General features: G+C 65.5%; 18 protein-coding genes. 4 read left to right on the top strand and 14 right to left on the bottom strand.

All coding sequences use genetic code 11. The features are described 5' to 3' along the window. Positions 1 to 198: 198 nt before the first annotated feature. From ACTIF6_RS14965 to ACTIF6_RS14950, 4 genes are read right to left on the bottom strand one after another with little or no spacing between them, the layout of a single operon-like run. Positions 199 to 1,158, bottom strand: a complete 960-nt coding sequence (locus ACTIF6_RS14965; RefSeq protein WP_439588716.1) for a Bug family tripartite tricarboxylate transporter substrate binding protein — start codon at positions 1,156 to 1,158, stop codon at positions 199 to 201. Then, entirely contained in the window at positions 1,155 to 2,693 is a 1,539-nt protein-coding gene (locus ACTIF6_RS14960) for a lyase family protein (protein WP_439588715.1), read from the bottom strand. Before ACTIF6_RS14960 ends, ACTIF6_RS14965 begins: the two co-directional genes overlap by 4 nt. Next, positions 2,690 to 4,357: a hydantoinase B/oxoprolinase family protein gene (locus ACTIF6_RS14955; RefSeq protein WP_439588714.1), complete on the bottom strand. Its 1,668-nt coding sequence runs from the start codon at positions 4,355 to 4,357 to the stop codon at positions 2,690 to 2,692. Before ACTIF6_RS14955 ends, ACTIF6_RS14960 begins: the two co-directional genes overlap by 4 nt. After that, on the bottom strand, positions 4,354 to 6,435 hold the full coding sequence (locus ACTIF6_RS14950) for a hydantoinase/oxoprolinase family protein (protein ID WP_439588713.1): 2,082 nt from the start codon (positions 6,433 to 6,435) through the stop codon (positions 4,354 to 4,356). Before ACTIF6_RS14950 ends, ACTIF6_RS14955 begins: the two co-directional genes overlap by 4 nt. A gap of 66 nt (positions 6,436 to 6,501) precedes the next feature. Between ACTIF6_RS14950 and ACTIF6_RS14945 the strand changes: the two genes are divergently transcribed. The 4 genes from ACTIF6_RS14945 (at position 6,502) to ACTIF6_RS14930 (ending at position 11,361) form a co-directional block, all read left to right on the top strand. Further along, the gene (locus ACTIF6_RS14945) at positions 6,502 to 7,041 is read left to right on the top strand and encodes a MarR family winged helix-turn-helix transcriptional regulator (RefSeq protein WP_439588712.1); all 540 of its coding nucleotides are present in this window, start codon (positions 6,502 to 6,504) and stop codon (positions 7,039 to 7,041) included. Positions 7,042 to 7,123: 82 nt separating this feature from the next. Continuing rightward, positions 7,124 to 8,089, top strand: coding sequence for a Bug family tripartite tricarboxylate transporter substrate binding protein (locus ACTIF6_RS14940; protein WP_439588711.1), 966 nt, complete (start codon positions 7,124 to 7,126; stop codon positions 8,087 to 8,089). A 3-nt stretch (positions 8,090 to 8,092) separates the two neighbouring features. Further along, positions 8,093 to 9,784 carry an amidohydrolase gene (locus ACTIF6_RS14935; protein WP_439588710.1) on the top strand — a complete coding sequence of 564 codons (1,692 nt, stop codon included), beginning with the start codon at positions 8,093 to 8,095 and terminating at the stop codon, positions 9,782 to 9,784. Beyond that, positions 9,781 to 11,361, top strand: coding sequence for a gamma-glutamyltransferase family protein (locus ACTIF6_RS14930; RefSeq protein WP_439588709.1), 1,581 nt, complete (start codon positions 9,781 to 9,783; stop codon positions 11,359 to 11,361). The genes ACTIF6_RS14935 and ACTIF6_RS14930 overlap by 4 nt, the downstream gene beginning before the upstream one ends. On the opposite strand, the gene ACTIF6_RS14925 is transcribed toward ACTIF6_RS14930, so the two are convergent. The 10 genes from ACTIF6_RS14925 to ACTIF6_RS14880 are packed head-to-tail and all read right to left on the bottom strand — an operon-like array spanning position 11,358 to position 21,465. Beyond that, positions 11,358 to 12,491: a hypothetical protein gene (locus ACTIF6_RS14925; protein WP_439588708.1), complete on the bottom strand. Its 1,134-nt coding sequence runs from the start codon at positions 12,489 to 12,491 to the stop codon at positions 11,358 to 11,360. The two genes, ACTIF6_RS14930 and ACTIF6_RS14925, sit on opposite strands and share 4 nt — an antisense overlap. A gap of 45 nt (positions 12,492 to 12,536) precedes the next feature. Continuing rightward, a complete protein-coding gene (locus ACTIF6_RS14920) occupies positions 12,537 to 14,276 on the bottom strand; it encodes an amidohydrolase (protein ID WP_439588707.1) in 1,740 nt (579 codons plus the stop codon). After that, positions 14,273 to 15,421: an ABC transporter substrate-binding protein gene (locus ACTIF6_RS14915; protein WP_439588706.1), complete on the bottom strand. Its 1,149-nt coding sequence runs from the start codon at positions 15,419 to 15,421 to the stop codon at positions 14,273 to 14,275. Before ACTIF6_RS14915 ends, ACTIF6_RS14920 begins: the two co-directional genes overlap by 4 nt. Positions 15,422 to 15,444: 23 nt before the next feature. Then, positions 15,445 to 16,287, bottom strand: coding sequence for an N-acyl homoserine lactonase family protein (locus tag ACTIF6_RS14910; protein ID WP_439588705.1), 843 nt, complete (start codon positions 16,285 to 16,287; stop codon positions 15,445 to 15,447). Between the two features lie 10 nt (positions 16,288 to 16,297). Then, on the bottom strand, positions 16,298 to 16,996 hold the full coding sequence (locus ACTIF6_RS14905) for an ABC transporter ATP-binding protein (RefSeq protein WP_439588704.1): 699 nt from the start codon (positions 16,994 to 16,996) through the stop codon (positions 16,298 to 16,300). Then, complete coding sequence (locus ACTIF6_RS14900) at positions 16,996 to 17,772, bottom strand: ABC transporter ATP-binding protein (protein WP_439588703.1); 777 nt, start codon at positions 17,770 to 17,772, stop codon at positions 16,996 to 16,998. The genes ACTIF6_RS14905 and ACTIF6_RS14900 overlap by 1 nt, the downstream gene beginning before the upstream one ends. Continuing rightward, positions 17,769 to 18,578: a branched-chain amino acid ABC transporter permease gene (locus ACTIF6_RS14895; RefSeq protein WP_439588702.1), complete on the bottom strand. Its 810-nt coding sequence runs from the start codon at positions 18,576 to 18,578 to the stop codon at positions 17,769 to 17,771. Before ACTIF6_RS14895 ends, ACTIF6_RS14900 begins: the two co-directional genes overlap by 4 nt. Before the next feature lie 5 nt (positions 18,579 to 18,583). Then, a complete protein-coding gene (locus ACTIF6_RS14890; RefSeq protein WP_439588701.1) occupies positions 18,584 to 19,462 on the bottom strand; it encodes a branched-chain amino acid ABC transporter permease in 879 nt (292 codons plus the stop codon). 21 nt (positions 19,463 to 19,483) lie between these two features. Next, positions 19,484 to 20,509, bottom strand: coding sequence for a 4-hydroxy-2-oxovalerate aldolase (gene dmpG, locus ACTIF6_RS14885; RefSeq protein WP_439588700.1), 1,026 nt, complete (start codon positions 20,507 to 20,509; stop codon positions 19,484 to 19,486). Continuing rightward, complete coding sequence (locus ACTIF6_RS14880; RefSeq protein WP_439588699.1) at positions 20,506 to 21,465, bottom strand: acetaldehyde dehydrogenase (acetylating); 960 nt, start codon at positions 21,463 to 21,465, stop codon at positions 20,506 to 20,508. The genes dmpG and ACTIF6_RS14880 overlap by 4 nt, the downstream gene beginning before the upstream one ends.

Raw genomic sequence — 21,465 nt, 5'->3', positions numbered from 1 at the left:
AAATATCGATTATCGATATTCCAATCGATTGATGGCCCGAATGTAGACGCGACTGCGCCGGCTGTCAACCGTGGATCCGCCCGCGCGCCCACCGGCCTGGGGGCGTGCGACGCGGGCGGTCAGCCAGGCAGTGAGGCAGGACGAAACAGGACATGCCCGTTCCCAAGCAAGAGTTGGGCCCATGCCGGGCCCTCGAGGCTACTTCGCGAGCAGGTTCATCTCCCTCATGAGCGGCACTGAAAGCTCGCGCGCAGCGTTGATCCTGCGTTGAAGCGTTTCGGGTCCGAAGGTCACGGGATGCAGCCCGGCGGAGGTTGCAGCTGCCCGGAACTCGGGGTCGTTGGCGGCCTTGGTGAAGGCGTCCTGAAGCATGCGCGTGCGGTCGGCCGGCACGCTCCGGTTGGCCACGATGGTGAGCACCGAGTTGAACATGCTCATGTCCACGTTGATGCCCTTCTCGGCCACGGTGGGAATCTGCGGGAACTCCGGCAGGCGTTCACTGCCGAACACCACCACGCCGGCCAGCGTGCCCTGTTCGAACTGTTTCGCCACGCCAGAGATGTCGACAATGCCGCTGACGACGTGGCCTCCCATCACGGAAGGCACGTATTCATTGCTCCCCCGGAAGGAGATGTATTCGAGCTTGAGGCCTGCCGCACGGGCAAAGATCTTGCCCAGCATGTCCGGGGTCGTGCCCACGCCTGTGCCACCGTAGGTCACCGGGCTCTGCCGCGCATGGGTCACGAAGTCGTCGTAGTTCCGGTACGGTGAATCGCTCTTGACGAACAGCACGTGGCGGAACTGCACGTAACCCACCAGCGGTTGAATATCCTCCGCCTCAAAGCGCAGCTTGTACTGGTGGTACGTCATGCCGGGGAATGTGTCCGTCACCATGCCCACCGTGTAGCCGTCGGCGGGCGCATTCATCAGTTCCTGCATGGCGATGCTCTGCCCGGCTCCCGGCCGGTTGACGATGATCAACGGCTTGTCGACGAACTTCTGGGCGGATCGCACCAGCGCACGCAGGGAAATTTCGGCCGCGCTGCCCGCAGGGAACCCGGTGACGATGCGGATCTCGCGTTCGGGGAATGTCTGTGCGACGGCGACACCCACAGACAAGGCCACCACCATGACGGCGGAAATCAGTTTCTTCATCATGCTTGCACTCCTGGTAGGGGGACATCCAGCAAAGCCTGCACGGCTTCACCCAACTTTCGGCACGCCGTCTTCTCGGCATGATCGAATTCCTGGACGGTGTGCGCGTCGCGCTCCAGCGCCGATTCAGCGGCTTCGATCTGACGCGCGACGTCACTGGCGGCCGGGCCGCCCGCGACGATGCGCGATTCGACGATCGCGCGTGGATCGCGCACCCTGTCCACGAAGCCCACGGGCAGTTCGAGTCCGGTCTGCCCGCTGTAGCTAGCGCAGGCCTGGACCACGTCGGCTTCCGTCACCGATGCGGCAGCACGACCGCCATCCATCATCTGGCGCACCAGCACGCTCACCGACTGCTGCGCCGTGCGCCAGGGCAGGCCGTGCTCCAGCACCAGCGCGGCGGCGAGATCGGAGGTCCAGCACCAGCTGTCGTGAAACGCCCGCAGTGCGGCGTCCTGCCTGACCTCCAGGGAATCGAGGACGGCGGCCAGCAGTTCAAGGGCGCCCCTGGCGTCGTCGAAGGTGCGCCAGAGCTCCTCCACCGCAAGGTACCGCTCGAACACCACACTGTCGGAAGCGCTCGCGAACGACCCCTGCACCGACACCATGCGGCCCAGCGCGACGCGCCCGACCCCGCGCACGTGCTCCAGGGCCACCGGGTTCTTCTTCTGCGGCAGGATGCTGGAGTTGATGCAGAAGCCATCGTCGATCTCCACGATCCCGAACTCTGCGGTCGACCAGAGGTACAGGTCGTCGGCGATCCGGCCCGTGGTGGCCAGCAGGATCGCCAGCACCGCCGCGGCCTCCTGGTAGGCATCGGCCGCCCAGCCGGCGTCGCGCGAGTTCTGGAACACACGCACAAAGCCCAGCAGTTCCGCGGTGCGCTCGGGCCTGAGGTCGAAACGCGAGCCCGTCAGAACGGCCGCGCCCGCAGGGCTGAAGTGAAATCGGGTGTAGAGGTCGCGCAGGCGCTCGAAGTCGCGCTCCAGACCGAAAAGCCAGCTGCACCAGTAGTGCCCCAGGGTTGCGGGCTGCGCATGCTGAAGGTGGCTGTAACCCATCACCAGCACGTTCGCGTCACGGCGGGCGCGCTCCAGCACCGAGCGCCGCAGATGCATCAGCAGGGCCAGGGTGTCGCGCAGGCCTTGCTGCTGAGTCAGCCGGTTGGCCACCGCACTGATGTCACCGCTGCTCCTGCCCGCATGGATGCGACCGGCGACACCTTCGCCCAAGGTTTGGGTGAGGTGCTTCTCGCCGGAGTGATTCCCCCCGCCGATGCTCAGTCGCGCGGCCACCACACCGCCTTCACGGCCTTCAAGGTCCAGCAACGCGCGCAGCAATGCGGCTGCGTCGGCCGTGTCGAGGATCCCGGCTTCGGCCAGCATCACGACATGGGCCTTGTCGAAGCGGTGCACGCCTTCGAGCACGCGCCAGATGCGGTCGTCGGGCACCGGGTAGCACACCGCCGAAAGTTCGGGCCGAAGGGCGCCCCTGAGTCGGGTACCCGCTGCGCGAAAGGATGGCGCCTTGTCGCTCATGGAACCCATCCAGCCTCGGCCGGCGACAGGCCGTACTGTTCGACCGCTGCGCGTGGCGAGATGTAGCCGTTGTGCAGGTCGTCCATGACGGCCGCGCGATTTCGCCCAGAGGGATGGCCCACGCCCGCCCCACCCGGCATGCAGGTCTCCAGCAGATCACCTGGCGCGAGCTGCACTCGTTTCTTGGGATGCAGCCGGGTGGTGCCATTGAGCGTGTTGGTGCGCAGCGAGCCCGGCTGGCCACCCAGACGGCCCATCGCCGGGTGCCCGGTCCGGTCGGACAGCATCGACACCCAGACATTGCCCTGGTAATCGGCAGGCACGCGGATGGCGTAGGTCTGACCAAGGCCACCCCGCCAGCGTCCGGCGCCGCCGGAATCGGGCGTGAGCATCTTGCATTCGACGACGAGGCCGGAACGCGCCTCCACGACCTCGGCCGGCACGTTGGCGATGTTGGTCGGAAAGGAACAGGTGGAGATGCCGTCCTGACCCCAGCGCGCACCCATCCCGCCATTGCTGGAATAGAACTGGCTGAGGGTTCGGGAAGCGCCGTCGGCGCCGAACTGTTGCAGGGTGAAGTTGGGACTTCCCGGCAGGCCACTGTCGCCCACCGCGAGTGGCTCGCTGGCCTGCGCCAGCGCTCCATAGATCGCGAACGGCACGAACATGCCCGTGAGGTGACGGCCGCCCACCGCGGCCGGCGGCGAGGCATGGAGCACCGAACCGCGTGGCGCAGACACCTGCAGCGGCCTGAAGCTGCCTTCGTTGCAAGGGGAGTCCGGACTCAGCAGGCACTTGAGCGCGTAGTTCGCGTAGGCCTGCGTGTACTGCAGAACCGAGTTGATGCCGAAGGGCTGCTGCGCCGAACTCCCGCTGAAGTCGATCGCCAGCCGATCACCCTCCACCGTGACGCTGCACTTGATGAGCAACGGCTCGTCGAACCCGTCCAGCTCCACCTCGTGTCGGTAGATCCCCGCTGGCAGCCGAGCGATGGCCAGGCGCATGGCGGCCTCGGAGCGGGCCAGAATCTCGCCTGCCAGCGCCCCCAGGTCGAGTTCGGGATGGCGCGTGAAAAGCTCCTGCAACCTGCGCTCGCCAAATGCGGTGGCGGTGACCTGGGCCATGAAATCGTGCTCGACGTCGTCGGGGTTGCGCACGTTGCTTCGCATCAGGTGGAACAGCGTTTCGTTGCGCACGCCCGCATCAAAGAGTTTCATCGGCGGAATCCGCATGCCCTCTTCAAAGACCTCGTTGCAGTCGGCCGACCACACCTTGCCACCGATGTCGGGCAGATGGGCCGTGCTGGCCGTGATCGCGACGAGCTCGCCCCCAATGAACACCGGGCGCAACACGGTCAGGTCGGGCAGATGCCCTCCCGCCACCCAGGGGTCGTTGGTGGCAAGGACATCGCCGGGCTTCAGGGTGGCCCCAAAGCGCCGCAGCATCTCCTTGGCGGTGTGCGGCATCGTGCCCATGAAGGCAGGCAGCGCGTGTGACGACTGTGCAATTGAATTGCCATGGCCGTCGAGCAACATGCAGGCGCAATCGTGGGACTGGTTCACCACGGTCGAGAATGCCGTTCGCACCAGGATGCTGGTCATCTCGTCGGCAACGGTCACCAGGCGGTTCCAGTGCAGCCCAAGCTGCAGTGTGTCGAGTTTCATGCGCCCACCTCCATGCTGCCGAGATCGATGATCAGGTTGCCGGACTCATCCACCTGCGCCACGGCGCCCGGAGGGACGACGATGGTGGTATCGCGCTCCTGCACAATCACCGGACCGACCCTGCGATCGCCCACCTCCAGCGCATCCCGATCGCAAACCGGTGTCAGGACCAGCCCGGTTTCCGGGAAGAACGCCAGGCGGGCGGCCCCAGCCCTTCGGTCTCCACTGCGCTCCCGAGCCACGGATGCCGGCCGGTCCGCCTCCTTCTGCATTCGCAGTCGCAAGGCGGTGATCTCGATGTCGGCGCGCGAAGGGCAGTCGCCATACGACTGGAGGTACTTCGCCCGGAACGCCTCCCGAAGATGGGACACATTGCCCAGATCGCTCTCTGCGACATCGAGCACGAGGGAATGCGCCTGACCCACGAATCTGGCCTCCACCGACAGCGTGGTCGCGACGCTGTCATCGTCGCTTTCCACGCCCACGTCGACGAGTGCGCCGCTTGCTTCGGCGCGCATGGATGCGCAGGCGGAGGCCATGGCCCCGTGGTCCAGGTTCGACAAGGGCGTCAGCACACTGCGCCGCAAGTCGATCGACATCGGTGCCACCAGGAACCCGAGCGACGAGGCCACGCCGGCCGCGGTGGGCACGACCACCTTGAGGACGCCGAGTTCACGCGCCACCCGGCACGCATGCGCGGGCGCAGCCCCCCCGGAGCAGATCATGGTGTACTCGGCCAGCTCCCGCGCGGTGTCGAACGCATGGAGCTGGGCGGCTCGAACCATGTTCTGGTTGACGGTCTCCTGGATGGCCCACGCGACTTCCGTCAGGGTCTTGCCCACGCGCTCGGCGAGACCAGAGAACGCGGCACGCGCGGCACGCTCGTCGAGCGCCATCTCACCACCCAGGAAATTCTGTGGGTCGTAGTAGCCCAGCAGCAGGTTGGCGTCCGTCACGGTGGGCAACTGACCGCCACGGCCGTAGCAGGCCGGACCGGGCGTGGACCCTGCGCTTCTCGGACCAACCGCGAGCATGCCCAGCGCATTGCAGTCGGCGATGCTGCCGCCCCCGGCGCCGATCTCGATCAGATCCACCATGGGGACGCGCACCGGCAGGCCGCTGCCCTTCTTGAAACGGTTCATCCGCGCAACCTCGCCATCGGCCACGACCTCGGGCCGGTAGTCGTCAATGAAGCAGATCTTTGCCGTCGTGCCACCCATGTCGAAGGCCAGTGCGCGGTCGATGCCAAGCGACTCCGCGACATACGCAGCGACGGCCGCACCGCCCGCCGGACCGGATTCGAGAATGCGCACCGGCAGCTCCTTGGCCAGCCGGAACCGCCCCAACCCACCGTGCGAGAGCATCATCAGCGGGGGTGCCTGGATGCCCATTTCGGCCAGCGCACCCTCCAGCCGGTCGAGGTAGCTGGACACCAGCGGCTGCACATAGGCATTGATCAGCGTCGTCGATGTCCGTTCGTACTCGCCCATTTCGGGAGAGACATCGCAGGAGAGCGAAATCGCGGCGTTGGCGCCGAGCACTTCACGCAGCCACGCCCCCACCTGCCGCTCGCTGGCGGGGTTGCGCCAGGCATGCAGCAGCACGACGGCGATCGCCTTTTCACCCTCTGGCAGATCCGACACCAGCACCCGCAGTGCTTCACGTGAAGGCTCCCGCACCACCTGGCCCTGTGCGTCGGTTCGCTCATCCAGCTCCAGCCGGCGCGCGCGCTCGACAAGTGGCTTGGGGTTGCTCAGTCGAAGGTCGTAGATGTCGTAGCGCTTCTCGCGCCCGATCTCGATGACGTCGCGAAAGCCGCGTGTCGTGATCAGCCAGGTCGGGCTGCCGCGCCGCTCGATCACCGCATTGGTCACCAGCGTCGTGCCGTGCACCACATAGGCAACGTCGCTGGCGCCGATGCCGCATCGGGCGAGCAGCGTTCGCGTGCCCTCAAGCACCACACGGTCCGGTGCACCGGGATCGGTCAGTTGCTTCTCTGTCCAGATCCGGCGTGTGGCCGTGTCCAGCAGCACGAAGTCCGTGAACGTTCCACCGATATCAACACCCAAAATCATCATTCCGTTGGTCCTTGATTTCGGGGGCATCCTAGCCACGCAGCCGATATTTGTTTAAAACAGGTAACCATGAACTCCGATGGCAGCATCGATCAACCGCGTGGCCAGCGCGACCTTCTCAACTACCGCTTGAAGACGCTGTTCGCCTTGAGTGGAGCGCCCGGACTGCGGCTGTTTGAAGGGGGATTCGGTATCGCTCGCGCCGAGTGGCGCCTGCTCGCGATCCTGGTCGAGGATGGCGCGATGTCACCGACCCAGCTGGCGACACGGGCTCACATGGAGTCCGCGCGAGCTTCCCGACTCATCACCAGCCTGATGGGCAAGCAACTCGTGCTGAGGGTCGAACTGGAGACCGACCGTCGCCGCGCGGTGCTGCAGGCCACCGAAGCCGCGCACGCCCTGTTTGCACAGATATTTCCCCTGCTCGTGAAGATCAACGCAGAGCTGGTGGAAGTCCTCGATGCCGCGGAGCGGGAAGTCTTTGAGCAGTGCCTGCGCAAGCTCACCGGCCGCGCGCGCGAACTGGCCGATCGTGGCGTGGCGCCGGAGGTGTCTGCCAACCGCTGGATGGGCTCGGTGCGGCGGGATGAGAAAAGGAAGTCTGGCTGATCTCGCAGCGGGTTGCTCGACATATCCATTTTGTCGATAATCATGCAACAATCGATTATCTTCAATCCGCCAAGGATATTCCATGGTCTTCACCCTCCCCCGCCCTCGAGTACTGCTTGGTCTGGCCGCCGTCATGGCACTGACCGCATCGCCTGCGCTGCAGGCGCAGACGTTTCCCAGCAAGCCGATTCGCTGGATCGTTCCCTACACGGCCGGTGGTCCGGCCGACATCATTGCCCGCGCCATGCAACCGAAGATGCAGGAGAACCTGGGCCAGCCGGTGGTGATCGACAACCGACCCGGAGGCAACGCCAACATCGGCCACGAACTGGGCTCCAAGGCGGCCCCGGACGGCTACACCATTCTGTACGTGGTGCCCAACGTGGTCACCAACCCGCTGCTGTACAAGAACATGGTGGACCCGGTGAAGGACCTCGATCCTGTGGCCAAGATCACCTCGCAGGCCTATGTGATGGTTGCCAACCCTTCGTTTCCTGCGAAGACGGTGGGCGAGGTGATTGAAGTCGCACGCAAGAAGGGTGTGAACTGCGCCTCTGGCGGCGGCCTGCCGGGATTCGGATGTCTGTGGTTCAAGTCGCACTCCAAGGCCGATTTCACCCACGTGCAGTACAAGGGCAACGGCCCGGCAATGAACGACCTGATCGGTGGCCAGGTGGACGTGATGATCGACCTGTTCAACACCGCCATGCCTCAGGTCAAGGCGGGCAGGGCGAACGCCATCGCCCTCACCGGCCGCAAGCGCGGCATGCCGCTGCCGGAACTTCCGATCATTGCCGAGACCATTCCGGGCTTCGTTCTGGAGGGTTGGCACGCCGTGATGGCGCCGCCCGGAACGCCGGCTCCGATCGTGAACCGGTTGAACCAGGCGATCCATGCTGCCCTGGCGGATCCTGGCGTCATTCAGCGCATCACGGAAAGTTCCATTGAAGTGACGCCTTCAACGCCTGCCGAACTGGCCGCCACCATCAAGGAGGACTGGGCCAAGTATTCCCGCATCACCCAGGACGCCGGCATCAAGCCCGAGTAACGCGTGACGGGCGACACCAGCCGGCCAGCCGACCGGGTGTTTCGTGGCGGCGAAGTACTGACGATGGCCGCTGGCCGTGGGGCCACCACCACGGCGGTGGCCACGCGCGGCAGCGAGATCATTGCGGTGGGCAATGATCGTGACGTATCGACCCTGATTGGTCCTGCAACCGAGGTGCTCGAACTGCGCGGCCGCACCCTGATGCCCGGCCTGATCGACGGACACGCGCACGCAGACCGCGAAGGGCTCAAGGGGTTGCTTCCATCGCTCTCGGGCTGCCGCACGGTGGCCGAAGTGATCGAACGCATCCGGGACATCGCACAGCAGACGCCGCACGGGCGCTGGATCGTCACGATGCCGCTGGGCGAACCGCCGGAATACCGGGCCTCTCCCGCTCTGTTCGCGGAAGGCCGGCTGCCGGACCGCCACGACCTCGATGCCGCGACCGGCGACCACCCCGTCCTGATCCGCTGCGCGTGGGGATACTGGCCGGGGACGCTGCCGACGGTTTCCATCGCGAACAGCGCGGCGTTGCGGCTGGCCGGCATCGGCCGGGCCACCACTTCGCCCTCGCCCAAGCTGGAGATCGAACAAGACGCAGCGGGCGAGCCCACCGGCCGGTTCTTCGAGCACGCGTTCCAGCCACTGGCCGAATTCACGCTGTTCCGCCGCGCACCGCACTTCACGGCCGACGACAGGCTGCGCACGCTCGAGACTTCCATGCGTGCCTACAACGCGGCGGGCACGACCGGTGTCTTCGAAGGCCACGGCGTGGCAGGCGAAGTGATCGACGCGTGGCGCAGGACGCGCGATGCCGGCCGCAGCACGCTGCGTGCCCACCTTCTGGTGAGCCCGGCATTCACCGGCGCAACGGTGTCCGACGTCGCGCAGTGGGTCGCGGGGGAGGCGCAGCGGCTGCGCGCAGACCCGCAGGGCGATGACTGGGTCCGGCTGCAGGGCCTCTACGCCGAGCCCGCAGCCGATCCGCAAGAGGCGCGCCTGCGCGCACTGTGTTCGCCGCAGACCGGCTGGGCTGGCTTTCACTACGACGCCGGGTTGCCGCCAGCTCAGTTGCGCGCACTGTTGAGTGCGGCGGCTCGGGAGGGCCTGCGCGTCTGCGCCATCCAGACAGCCATGGCCGACGTGTTCCTCGAGGTCGCGCGCGAAATGCCGATCGCAGGACTCGACTGGGTGATCGCCCATCCGGCCACGCTGGATGCACGGCAGGTTGCCGGCATGGCCGAACATGGCATCCACGTCACGACGCTCACCAATGCGTACATCTGGCGCAGTGCATCGGCGGTGCTCAACCGCATTGGAGCGGAACGTGAGAACGAGATCTGCCCCATTCGCTCTCTGCTCGACGCCGGGGTGAACGTCAGCCTCGCGAGCGACAACGTCCCGGTCAGCCTGTGGCCTTGCGTCTGGCAGGCCACCGAGCGCGTCGATCGGGCGACGGGTCGAGTGATCGCACCGGCACAGAAGATTTCACGCGAGGAAGCATTGCGCTGCGCGACCGTCCATGGCGCACGGTTGTGCGGCGACGAAGCGCGCCGCGGCACACTCGAACCCGGCAAGCTGGCCGACATGATCGTGCTCCCGGCCAATCCCCTGACCATGCCCGCAGATGCCATTGCGGCGCTGGTCCCGGACATGACCATCGTCGGCGGAAACGACGCAGCACAACACCCATGAACTGGAATTTCCCCTATCCCTCGCAACGCATGCCGCTGCTGGCCGACAACCTCGTGGCGACCTCGCAGCCGCTCGCTTCCCAAGCGGGTGTGCAGGCGTTCGCGCAGGGTGGCAACGCAGTCGACGCGGTGATCGCGGCGGCCGCGACGCTGACGGTCGTCGAGCCCGTGATGAATGGACTGGGGAGCGATGCGTTCGCGCTGCTGTGGGACGGCAGCGCGGTATCGGCGCTGAATGCGTCCGGTCGGTCGCCGCAGGCCTGGAACGCGCAGCGTTTCGCCGGACGCGAGCGCATGCCCACCGAAGGCTGGGACTCGGTCACGGTGCCGGGCGTGGTCTCGGCCTGGGTCGAGCTCTGGCGCCGCCACGGCAGCCTGCCGCTGCATCAATTGTTCGCTCCCGCCATCCGGTACGCGACCGCAGGCTTCGCCGTGACGCCTCGGGTCGCGCGGCAATGGGCCGCACAGACGCCGCGCCTGGCGAAGCAGCCCGGCTTCGCAGACGCCTTCCTGCCAGGCGGTCAGCCACCACGGATCGGCGCGCGGTTCAGGTTTCCCGCGCTGGCGCGCTCGCTCACGCTCATTGCCGAGACCGAAGGCCGCGCCTTCTATGAGGGGGAAATTGCCGAAGCAATGGCCGCGCATGCGAAGGCGCACGGCGGTGCACTGACGCTCGACGACCTCGCATCGCATCGCGTCGACTGGGTGGAGCCCACCCGGCTCGACTACCGGGGCGCCGAGGTCCTGGAACTGCCACCAAATGGCCAGGGCATCGCCGTGCAGATCGCGCTGGGGGTGCTGTCGCATTTCGATCTCGGCGCTTCCGTGCCACAGGCCACGCGCATGCACCTGCAGATCGAAGCCATGAAGATCGGTTTTGCCGATGTCTACCGATGGGTGTCGGATCCTGCGGTGATGCCGTTGCGCATCGACGACCTGCTCGATCCCGCAGTGCTCGCCGCGCGTGCGCGCGACATTGACCTCCAGCGGGCGAAAACCTGGGTCGCGCGCCCACTGCCCTCTGGCAACACGGTCTACATCGCTGCAGCCGATGCGCAAGGACGGCTGGTGTCCTTCATCCAGTCGAATTTCCAGGGCTTCGGTTCGGGCGTCGTGGTGCCAGAGGTCGGGGTCAGCCTGCTCAACCGGGGCGCCGGCTTCTCGCTGGATCCAGCCCATCCGAATCATGTGGCTGGCGGCAAGCGCCCGTTCCACACCACGATTCCGGCCATGCTGCTGCGCGACGGCCGCCCTCTGGCCGCGTTGGGCGTGGTGGGTGCCGACATGCAGCCGCAGGGCCAGGTGCAGATCGCCAGTGAACTCCTGGACCGCGGTACCAATCCACAATCGGCGCTCGACGCGCCGCGCTGGCGCATTGCCGAGAACGACGGGCGCATCCGGCTCGAAACGCACGTGCCGGCCGAGGTGGCCTCGGCGCTGGCTTCGTACGGGCACCGTGTGGAAGTCGCCGAACCGGAATCGATCGAGTTCGGCGGTGGACAGCTGGTCTGGCGCCTGGATGACACCTGGGCTGGCGCCTCGGATCCTCGGCGCGACGGCTGCGCTGCGGGCCTCTAGCGGGCAGCCGTCGGCAGCCCTTCGAGGAAGGCGGTCCACGACCGGTCGTTCTCCGCCATCTCCAGCCCGGAGGTGGCCTGCAGCTGGCCGGCCATCGCGATGATCCAGGCGGCGTTCAGGGCGATGCGGGCCGCTGCCTCGCGGTCCCGCCGGACGCCTTCTCGTGAGAAGTCCTGTCGTGCGAGCAGCTCCATGCCGAGCCACAGCACGCGGCCGGCCAGGTGCACCGTCCGCGAACCGCGCCAGTTGCTCGCGATGGTGTTCAGGCGCGCTTCCCCCAACTCGGCGGACTGGGTCAGGAACACCTGCTGTTCGCGCTTCCAGGCGCCATACATCTTGTCCACCAGCCATTGGCCCGCGCGCACCGAGCCCATGGCGGTGGCCCGCAACTTGTTTTTCAGCACGACCAGCTCGCTCGGCTCGGTCTCGTCGAGACCTTCCATGTACAGCACGCCGATGTGGCCAATGGCGTGGCGCGAATTGAGGTCCACGCAGCCCACCGGGTGGTAAGGCTCCTTGGCGTAGTCCACGTTCGGGCGTGAATCGGGTCCGGGCGCGTCCAGCCAGACGCCGGCCAGCACTTTCAGCTTGTTGGCTTCCCGATAGAGGTCGAGCGCCGCCTCGGTCTGGTACGCCGTGTAGAAGCGCTCGTGCTCGCGATGGTAGGCCGCGATGTTGCGCTGCGCGCTCACGTCCACCCCGGGCTCGACCAGGCTGTCGCGCGGAGCCGGAACACCCGCGCCTTGCGGCAGTGCCAGCTCGGGTCCGCCGCTGGGGAGCCCCGTCGTGCTGACCAAGGGTTTGTCCAGCGAGGCGGCGGCACGCAGCAGTTGCCGGCGAGCAAGCGCACTGTTGACACGCGCCGCAGCGACGTTGCCGCCGGCATGCCATTCTTGCGCGGCGTCCAGCGCTTGCGCAGCCAGGCTTGCTTCGATCGCCGCGACGGCGAAACGCAACGCGCGCTCGACACCGTTGGCATCGACACAAGCCGCAAGGCGGCTCTGTGCATCCTCGTCCACCCGGCGGTACAGCGCCTGCACCTCCTTCGTCACTGCCGTGGAAGGGGCAGGGTCATCCAGGGCGAGCGCGGACCGCAACAACGCGGTGGTGAGTTCTGTGATGTCCTGCATGTCCGGGTCCCTCGTTCAGCGTCCGAGCAATTTCGCGGTTTCGGGTCAGTTGAAAAGGCCTGTGTCGTGAACCGGCTTGCCACCGAGCAGCGTCGCGAGCACGCGGGTTTTCGGAATCCGGCTCTCTTCGACGGTCATGATGTCTTCCGACAGGATGGCCAGATCGGCGTACTTGCCAGGTTCGATCGACCCGGTCACCTCGTCCCAGAACGCGGTGCGTGCGCCGTTGATGGTGTAGACGCGCAGCGCCTCCTGGCGCGTCAACCCCTGGGCCGGCTGGCCCAATGGCTGGCTGGACACCGCGTCCTGGCGCGCGAGCAACTGCCAATAGGCAAACATCGGCTCGAACGGATTTCCGTCGGAAGACTGCGCCACCGGCACGCCGGCATCGAGCCAGCTCTTGAACGGAATGGCCTGCTCGGCAAGCTGCTCGCCGAACGCCTCTCGGTACACCGAGCCATACATCCACAGGAAGTTGGTCGTCGTCGTCGGCAAGACGCCGAGCCGGGAGCACGTCGTCATGTTGTCTGCGGTCGGAAACTGGCAGTGCTGGATGGTCCAGCGCCGACCCTGGATCGGGATCTCACGATCGACGTCCTCATAGGTGCGCAGCACCTTGTCGATGGCGCCACCACCCGAACACTGCACCTGCACCCGCAGGCCCGCCGCTGCACAGCGCTTCACGATATCGCGGAAGGCTTCGTCATCGGCGAGTTGCACGCCGAGCCATGGTTTGCCGGCCGCGCCGTTGTAGGGCTCTCGCATCAGGCACGCGCCCATGGCCGCCGCGCTGTCGAATGAAAACCCGAGGCCACCGAACTTGAGCAGGTCATCCCCGAACCCGTTGCCGCCGGCATAGCGCGCGGTCTGCTCGATCAGTGCGTTGCCCTTCTCGCGGTCACGGTAGAACGGAATCGGGTAAGACACCACGAAGTAGGTCCGCACCGAAAGCTGTTTCCGGCTCCACAGATCCATGTAGGCGCGCTGCGGCCCGGCGGGAATGCCATGACCTTCGTAAATCGCGGTGATGCCCGCCTCGTTGAACGCCTTCGCGCCTGCAGCCACCGCCGAGAGCGTTTCGGCATCGCTGAGCTCGGGCATCGCGGGAAACAACGAGCCCTGTGCGCGGAATGCGCCGTCTCGCACCGGCAACCACTTCGGGAAATTGATGTCGCGGAAGATGCCGGTGGGTTCACCGTTCGAATCGACATCGATCTCCACCCCCTCGACGACCGAGCTCTTGCCCGTGATGCCGCACAGCTGGATGGCCATGCTGTTGGCGAAGGCGTGGCCAGGAGCAACCAGTTGCGGCGGTTCGATGTACACCGGGTTGTCGGGCGAAACCCTGTCCAGATCGTGACGCGTCGGCCAACGCCCTTCCTCCAGCGCCGCCGGGTAGCCGAACACCTCCGGCTCACTCGCCACAGGGTTGCAGATGATCCACTCACCCGGCTTGCGCCGGGCCACTTCCCTGGCGATCACGTCCAGGATATCGCTCATGCGCCTGGGGTTGTTGAACCCGGGCTTGGTGAGCTTCAGGCCCACCATGTCCATGTGCGGGTGCGCGTCCACGAAGCCGGGCACAACGGTCCGCCCGTCGAGGTCAACGCGCCGCGTGCCGGGACCGCCATGGCGCTCGACGTCGGCCAGCGTGCCCACCGCGAGGATCCGGCCATCACCGATCGCGATCGCCTGCGCGACCGAGTCCTTCGCGTCAACCGTGTGCACGACCGCGTTGTGGATCAGCAGATCGGCGACCTGCGCGGAAGCGGCCCCGGCGCTCATTTCTGCGTCGGCAGGTAGCTCCACTTGCCACCCTTGGCCTGCAACACGGTGGGTTGCAACACAGCGTCGCCATCGCCGTTGAAGCGGATCGGGCCGGTGATGCCGTTGTACGAGACCTTCTCCACGCAGCCCCTGATCTTCTCGCGGTCGGCGACCAGATCGGCATCCTTGTTGCTCACGCTGGTGCTTTCGATGCACTGTCGCAGCATCAGAAGCGTGTCGTACATCAGCGCATCGGTGTTGTTCGGCGTCACGTTGGCCCGGGCACGGTAATCCTTCACCCAGCTCGCGATGCGCGGATCCGGGTTGTCGGGCCAGAACGGCATCACCACCATGGTGCCTTCGGACGCAGGTCCGGCGATTTCCAGGAACTTCGGCTCGGACATGCCCAGCGCGCCCACCACCGGCTGCGCCAGGCCCTGCTTGCGAATCTCGCGCACGACGTTGCCGCCTTCGTTGTACAGACCCGCCACGACAATGCCATCGGGATTGAGCTGCTTGACCTTGGTGACTTGCGCCGCGAAGTCGATGTCGGCCGTCTGGAAGGAGATGTTCTCCAGCACCTTGATGCCCTTGGCCTGCAGCACGGCCGGGAACACGGTCTGGCCGTCGATCTTGGTGAAGGCGTCCTTGACGTCGGTGAGGATCACGACCGATTTCACGTTCGGGTTCTGCTTGATCCAGGCATCCACCAGCGGGCCGTTCATCTGGTCCGATGCGAGCGCGTTGCGGAAAGCCCAGGGGCGATTCCGGGTGGCGATGCCGGGCTTGGCAGCCGACGCCGTGATGATCGGGGTCTTGCCCTGAACACCGATCGGGAAGGCCACTTCGGTCTCACCGCTGAAGAACGGGCCAACGATCGCCAGCACCTTGTCGCTGTGGATCAGCTTGCGCGTCAGGCTGATCGCTTCGGCGTTTTCGCCGCGCGTGTCGTACACGACCAGGTTGACCTTCTCGCCCTTGATACCGGTCTTCTCCAGTTCCTGGAGCGCCATCTTCATGGCCACCTCCTGGTGCTGGCCATACGACGCGCCTTTGCCCGACATGGGCATGAGCACGCCGATCTTCACATCGGCCCAGGCGTTGCAGGCCAGCATCGCTCCAGCGGCAAGGACGGTGGGCAGGAATTTCGCTTTCAATGACATGGTGAATCTCCTAAGGGAGCTTGCTAAAGCAGCGACGCGTGGCCTTCGGCCAGCGCCACCTCGATGAACGCAGTACCTTCGCGTTTGCCGCTCGGGTATCGCGAGAAAAGCTCGATGTCATGCCCGGGCACGAGGCGCTTGAGGTCCTCGCCGGCGACGGCCTTCATCCGCTGGAACTCGCGGATCATGTTGAAGGTGTTGCCCTGTGTGTAGCCGGGTGGCCACATCCGTTCCACGTTGAAGAAGGTGTAGCAGCAGTCCCCGGCCAGGGCGTAGGGGCCGTGGCGGGTCTGTACTTCCAGCCACTGGCTGCCAAAGGTGTGCGTGTCGCGAGCGAGGCGGCAGGTCACGCCCGGCGCCACCTCGGCGTCGCCGTCGAGGAATTCCACGCGACCCTGCGCCATCGCGCGTTCCAGCGCCTCGAAATCCGGGACATTGAGCGAGGAGAAGGCCCAGTGATCCTTCGACTGCGGTTGGCCACCGAACTCCGCGATCGCGGCTTTCCAGGCGTCGTACTCATAGCGCTGCAGATAGATGCGCGCATTGGGAAAGGCGTCGAGGTTGCCGGCGTGGTCGAAATGCATGTGCGTCAGCACCAGCTTGCGGATGTCGGCCGGATCGGTACCAAAGCGCCGCAGCAGGTCATCGCTGCGCACGAAGTCGTCGAACTTGCGGCCGGTCATCGACTCACCAGCCGCAAATCCCGTGTCCACGAGAATCAGCTCGTCCTCCGCAGACTTCAACAGCGTCACGATCATCGGCACCGGCACGATGCCCTTGTTGCTGCTGACCGGAGAACCGCTCAGAAAATCGTAGGGGAGCTTGCCCATGGCATACGCAAAACTCCAGATGCTCCAGTCGTTCATTTGAGTTCCTTCATACGCCGAGGTACGCCTGGCGAACCCGGGGGTCGCTGGCGAGGTCGGAACCTTCCAGAACGATGCGACCGGTCTCCATGACATAGGCGCGGTTCGACAGCTTCAGCGCCTGGTGCGCGTTCTGTTCCACCAGCAGGATCGTCATGCCTTCCCGGTTGAGCTCACGCACCAGCCGGAAGATGTCCGCAACAATCAGCGGGGCCAGCCCCAGCGATGGCTCGTCCAGCATCAGCAGCGAAGGCTTTGTCAGCAAGGCGCGGGCGATCACGAGCATCTGCTGCTCACCGCCGGACAGCGTGCCGGCAGGCTGGTTCAAACGCTCTTTCAAGATCGGGAAGCGTTCCACCATCCGCTCGAGGTCGGCATCGAAACCAGCCCGGTCGTTGCGCATGTAGCCGCCCAGCACGAGGTTCTCGCGCACGCTCATGTTCTTGAAGGTGGATCGCCCCTCCAGCACCATGGCGATGCCGCTGCGCGCCACCTCTGGTGCCGTCAGGTTGCGCAGCAATTTCCCCTGGAATGTGATCGATCCCGCCTGCAGGCGATTGATGCCTGCGATCGCTCTCAGCAGCGAGCTCTTGCCCGCCCCGTTCAACCCGATCAGGGACACCACCTCGCCCGCATGCACCTCCAGATTGGCACCCTGCACCGCGCGCACCTTGCCATAGGCGATTTCTACGTCCTGTACTTTCAACATCAGTCCGCCCCCTCCACCTCGGTGCCGAGGTAGGCCTGCAAGACCAGCGGATCCTCGCGCACTTCCTGCGCGCTGCCTTCGGCAATCTTCTGGCCATGGTTCAGCACGGTGATGCGATCCGAGATCTTCATCACCAGGCTCATGTGGTGCTCGGTCAGCAACACCGTCACGCCACTGTCGCGGATGCGCTCGATCAGCTGCGCGGCTTCGCCGACTTCAACCGGGTTCATGCCCGCCACCGGTTCGTCGAGCAGCAGCAGGCGCGGTTCGGTCGCCAGCGCACGGGCAATTTCCAGTCGACGCTGGTCGGCCAGCGCCAGGTCTGCGGCAACGGCATCGTGCTGGCGCGCCAGGCCCACCATCTCCAGCAATGCCATCGCCTTCTCCCGGGTCGCCGCTTCCTGTTTTGATTCACGGCCCGGCAAGCGAAGCAACATCGCCATCAGGTCGCTGGCGGTGCGGATGTAGCGGCCGACCTGCACGTTCTCAAGCACCGTCAGCGCACCGAACAGGCGAACGCCCTGGAAGGTGCGCACCAGGCCCATGCGGGCGATGCGGTCCGGACGCAAACCGGTCAGCTCCCGGCCCTCGAGCCGCACGCTGCCAGAGGTGGGCGGCAGCACGCCACTCACCAGGTTGAACAGCGTGGTCTTTCCCGCGCCATTGGGCCCGATCACGGCGTGGATCGTGCCTTGCTGCACGGCCATGTTCACACCACTGACCGCGTGATAGCCACCAAAGGCCTTGGACAGGTCACTCACTTCAAGCAGGTTCACCGGCGTGCTCCCACCAGGCCCCAGGGACGCAAGATCATCATCACCACCAGCAGGGAGCCGAAGAAGGTCATGCGCCAGTCCTGCAGGAACCGCAGCAGCTCGGGCAGCAGCGTCACGGTGACGGCGCCCACCGTGGCACCGATGAAGTTGCCCATGCCACCCAGCAGCACCATGATGAAAACCTCGGCCGAGCGGTGGAACCCGAACTGCGCTGGGTCGATGAACGAGGCGTAGTGCGCGTAGAAGCCGCCAGCCAGACCCGCCAGCGCGCCGCCGATGCCGAACACCGCCAGCTTCACGCGCGTGAGATTGATGCCGATGATTTCGGCCGCCAGTTCGTCTTCTCGCACCGCCGCGATGACGCGGCCCATGCGCGAGCGGCGCAATTGCCAGAAGCAGGCCAGCAGCACCACGACCACCGTGGCAAGCACAGGCAAGGTGGTGTAGCTCGGTATGCCGCCGAGCCCCGATGCCGCGCCAGTGGCCTCCAGGTTCAGGAAGAACACCCGCACGATCTCGCCGAACCCCATGGTCAGAATGATCAGGTAGACGCCCTTGATGCGCAACGCGGGAAATCCGACGGCCACGCCAACGAGCGCGGCGAGCAGACATCCCACCGCCAGCGCCGCGATGAAAGGCCAGGCGAAGTTCACCGTGAGGTAGGCCGACGCGTAGGCGCCGATCGCCATGAAGCCGCCCTGACCGAGCGACAGCAGACCGGCGGAAACCGGCAGGTACAGGCTGAGCGCCATGATGATGTTGATCATCATGAAGATCAGCACCGATTGGGTGTACTGGTCCAACATGGTGTTCAACCTTCCACGTGGCGTGTTGAGCCAAAGATGCCGCGCGGCCGCAGCAGCAGCACCGCAATCATGATGATGAAGGCGAAGGCATCGCGGTACGACGACGCGAGGTACGCGACGCTCAGCACTTCGACCATGCCGATGATCAGGCCGCCCAGCATGGCGCCGTAGATGTTGCCCAGGCCGCCCAGCAGCATCGCCGCCAGGCCCTTGATGCCCATGTCGATGCCCATGAATGGCGAGATCGCGTTGAACGACAAACCCACCAGAACACCTGCCACACCGCCCAGCGCTGAAGCAATGACAAAAGTGAGCAGCACGATTCGCTCGGAACGGATGCCGAGTGTGTGCGCGATCATGGTGTTCTCTGCCGTCGCCCGCATGGCCATGCCCACTTTCGTGCGCGTCACGAACAGGTGAAGCGCCACCATCAGAAACACCGCCACGCCGAGGATCAGCAACTGCACCGACGACACGGTGACCGATCCGAGACTCCAGGATGCGGACTCCATCCGATGCGGGAAACCCACCTGCTCGGCGCCGAACGAGCGCGCCACCAGTTCCTGCAACACGATGCCAATGCCGATGGTGCTGATCATGGGTGCCAGCGCGTGACTCTTGCGCCGTCGCAGCGGCCGGATCGCGAGCAGTTCCACCAGAGCACCGGCCGCACCAGCGGCGACCAGACCACAGGCAAGCGCCACGAAGATGTCACCACCCACAAACTTCACGGCCATCAGTCCCGCGAAGGCCCCCACCATGAACACCTCGCCATGTGCGAGGTGCACCAGATGAAGCACACCAAAGATCAGCGTGTAGCCGATGGCGATCAATGCGTAGGTGCTCCCCAGCATCACGCCATTGAGGATTTGTTGTTCAAGCATGTGAGGTCTGTGGGTTGTGGTTCAGGACGTTTGCTCTTTTGATTTAAGCAAGTCGAGTGCCACGTCGACGATCATGTCTTCCTGACCACCCACCATGCGGCGCTTGCCGAGTTCGACCAGGATGTCCACGGTCTTCAGGCTGTATCGCTTCGCGGCCACCTCGGCATGGCGAAGGAAGCTCGAGTACACACCGGCATAACCCAGCGCCAGAGTTTCCCGATCCACGCGAACGGGGCGATCCTGCAGTGGCCGCACGATGTCATCGGCCGCGTCCATCAACTGGTAGAGATCACAGCCGTGGTTCCAGCCCAGGCGGTCCACCGCAGCGATGAACGCCTCCAGCGGCGCGTTGCCCGCGCCCGCGCCCATGCCGGCCAGGCTCGCGTCCACGCGGTCGCAGCCCTCTTCCACCGCCACGATGCTGTTGGCCACACCCAGGCTCAGGTTGTGGTGCGCGTGCATGCCGGTCTGCGTCTCGGGCTTGAGCGTGTCCTTGAAAGCACGGAAACGGTCGCGCACATCGTTCATGCCCAGTGCGCCACCGGAGTCCACCACGTAGCAGCAGGTGGCGCCGTAGCTCTCCATCAACTTCGCCTGCTGCGCAAGCGCCTGAGGCGACGTCATGTGGCTCATCATGAGGAAGCCCACGGTGTCCATGCCGAGCTCCCGCGCATATTCAATGTGCTGGCGGGAAACGTCCGCTTCGGTGCAGTGCGTGGCCACGCGCACCACGCGTGCACCAGCGTCGTACGCATTGCGGAGATCGTGAATGGTGCCAATGCCCGGCAGCAGCAACGTCGCCACACGCGCCGTCTTGACCGTTTCTGCGACGGCGGAGATCCACTCCAGATCGGTGTGGGCGCCGAAGCCATAGTTGAAGCTGGAGCCTTCCAGGCCATCGCCATGAGCGACCTCGATGCTGTCCACGCCAGCGGCATCGAGCGCCGCGGCAATGGCACGCACCTGAGGAATGCTGTATTGATGGCGGATCGCGTGACTGCCATCGCGCAGGGTCACATCGGAGATGTAGAGCTTCTTGCCGTTCATGCTGCGTTCCCATCTGCGCGCGTGGCGTTCTGTTCGATGCGGCGGCGGGCGATGCGATCACCACAGGCCATGGCCGCAGAAGTCATGATGTCCAGATTGCCGGCATAGGCCGGCAGGTAGTGCGCCGCACCCTCGACTTCCAGGAACACCGAGGTCTTGAGGCCATGGCGAAGCCCGACCTTCGGCACGTTGAGCGGCGCGCTCTCGGGGATGTCCTCGAACTGCACTTTCTGCTTCAGGCGGTAGCCGGGCACGTAGCCTTGCACCACCTTCACCATGTCCTCGATGCTTTTCTCCACGGCTGCCTTGTCGGCTGCGGCGGACAGCACGAACACGGTGTCGCGCATGATCAGCGGTGGCTCGGCGGGGTTGAGCACGATCACAGCCTTGCCGCGCTCGGCGCCACCCAGTTTCTCGATCGCCAGACGGGTGGTCTCGGTGAACTCGTCGATGTTGGCGCGGGTTCCCGGGCCCGCAGACTTGCTGGCGATGGAGGCCACGATCTCACCGTAGTGGACCTTGGCCACTCGCGAGACCGCCGCCACGATCGGGATCGTGGCCTGACCGCCGCAGGTCACCATGTTGATGTTCGCCGCGTCGACCTCCTCAAGATTGATCGACGGGATCACGTACGGACCGATGGCAGCAGGCGTCAGGTCGATCACCTGCACACCGTGTTTGCGCAGCAGCTCATCGTGCTTCTTGTGCGCTGCCGCCGAGGTCGCATCGAACGCGATGTCGATCTCCTTGAACACCGGCAACCTCAGCAACCCCTCGATGCCTTCGGCCGTGACTGGCACGCCCAGTCGACTCGCGCGCGCGAGACCATCGGACTCGGGGTCCACGCCCACCATCGCACCCATCTCCAGGTGCTGCGAGTTGCGCATCACCTTGATCATCAGGTCGGTGCCGATATTGCCGGACCCGATGATGGCCACTTTCAGCTTCCTGCTCAT

It is taken from the genome of Hydrogenophaga sp. (assembly GCF_051860785.1).
GTDB lineage: Bacteria > Pseudomonadota > Gammaproteobacteria > Burkholderiales > Burkholderiaceae_C > Hydrogenophaga.
Note: the sequence above shows the minus strand (reverse complement) of the source record. Positions and strands in the feature narration are given on the sequence as shown.

Excerpts from the sequence above, each read along its gene's own strand:
- ACTIF6_RS14965 (WP_439588716.1), bottom strand. The coding sequence starts at position 1,158 with ATGATGAAGAAACTGATTTCCGCCGTCATGGTGGTGGCCTTGTCTGTG.
- ACTIF6_RS14960 (WP_439588715.1), bottom strand. The coding sequence starts at position 2,693 with ATGAGCGACAAGGCGCCATCCTTTCGCGCAGCGGGTACCCGACTCAGG.
- ACTIF6_RS14955 (WP_439588714.1), bottom strand. The coding sequence starts at position 4,357 with ATGAAACTCGACACACTGCAGCTTGGGCTGCACTGGAACCGCCTGGTG.
- ACTIF6_RS14950 (WP_439588713.1), bottom strand. The coding sequence starts at position 6,435 with ATGATGATTTTGGGTGTTGATATCGGTGGAACGTTCACGGACTTCGTG.
- ACTIF6_RS14945 (WP_439588712.1), top strand. The coding sequence starts at position 6,502 with ATGAACTCCGATGGCAGCATCGATCAACCGCGTGGCCAGCGCGACCTT.
- ACTIF6_RS14940 (WP_439588711.1), top strand. The coding sequence starts at position 7,124 with ATGGTCTTCACCCTCCCCCGCCCTCGAGTACTGCTTGGTCTGGCCGCC.
- ACTIF6_RS14930 (WP_439588709.1), top strand. The coding sequence starts at position 9,781 with ATGAACTGGAATTTCCCCTATCCCTCGCAACGCATGCCGCTGCTGGCC.
- ACTIF6_RS14925 (WP_439588708.1), bottom strand. The coding sequence starts at position 12,491 with ATGCAGGACATCACAGAACTCACCACCGCGTTGTTGCGGTCCGCGCTC.
- ACTIF6_RS14920 (WP_439588707.1), bottom strand. The coding sequence starts at position 14,276 with ATGAGCGCCGGGGCCGCTTCCGCGCAGGTCGCCGATCTGCTGATCCAC.
- ACTIF6_RS14915 (WP_439588706.1), bottom strand. The coding sequence starts at position 15,421 with ATGTCATTGAAAGCGAAATTCCTGCCCACCGTCCTTGCCGCTGGAGCG.
- ACTIF6_RS14910 (WP_439588705.1), bottom strand. The coding sequence starts at position 16,287 with ATGAACGACTGGAGCATCTGGAGTTTTGCGTATGCCATGGGCAAGCTC.
- ACTIF6_RS14905 (WP_439588704.1), bottom strand. The coding sequence starts at position 16,996 with ATGTTGAAAGTACAGGACGTAGAAATCGCCTATGGCAAGGTGCGCGCG.
- ACTIF6_RS14895 (WP_439588702.1), bottom strand. The coding sequence starts at position 18,578 with ATGTTGGACCAGTACACCCAATCGGTGCTGATCTTCATGATGATCAAC.
- ACTIF6_RS14890 (WP_439588701.1), bottom strand. The coding sequence starts at position 19,462 with ATGCTTGAACAACAAATCCTCAATGGCGTGATGCTGGGGAGCACCTAC.
- dmpG (WP_439588700.1), bottom strand. The coding sequence starts at position 20,509 with ATGAACGGCAAGAAGCTCTACATCTCCGATGTGACCCTGCGCGATGGC.
- ACTIF6_RS14880 (WP_439588699.1), bottom strand. The coding sequence starts at position 21,465 with ATGAGCAGGAAGCTGAAAGTGGCCATCATCGGGTCCGGCAATATCGGC.